Origin of the sequence: Acidovorax sp. sic0104 (genome assembly GCF_019219095.1) — a bacterium.
Taxonomy (GTDB): Bacteria; Pseudomonadota; Gammaproteobacteria; order Burkholderiales; family Burkholderiaceae_C; genus Acidovorax.
The window spans coordinates 1-261 of the sequence record NZ_JAHUWH010000066.1; the positions used below are offsets into that span (position 1 = coordinate 1).

The following is a 261-nucleotide window of genomic DNA, read 5'->3' on the forward strand; positions in this document are numbered from 1 at the left end:
TGCCCTGCTCCACCCGCTCCACGCTCGCGTTGATCAGCGCCTTGATCTCCTTGGCCGCCTCTGCGCTGCGCCCGGCCAGGCTGCGCACCTCGCCGGCCACCACCGCAAAGCCCCGGCCCTGCTCGCCTGCCCGGGCCGCCTCCACCGCCGCATTGAGCGCCAGGATGTTCGTCTGGAACGCTATCCCGTCGATCACGCTGATGATGTCCGCGATCTTCTTGCTGCTGTCGTTGATGCCCTTCATGGTCTCCACCACTTCGG

Annotated in this window: 1 protein-coding gene; it reads right to left on the reverse strand. The window is 67.4% G+C overall.

The window, feature by feature from the left end; translation table 11 throughout:
- Positions 1-261, reverse strand: a 261-nt coding sequence (locus KW835_RS26685) for a methyl-accepting chemotaxis protein (RefSeq protein WP_255593996.1), incomplete at both ends; no start/stop codon positions are given.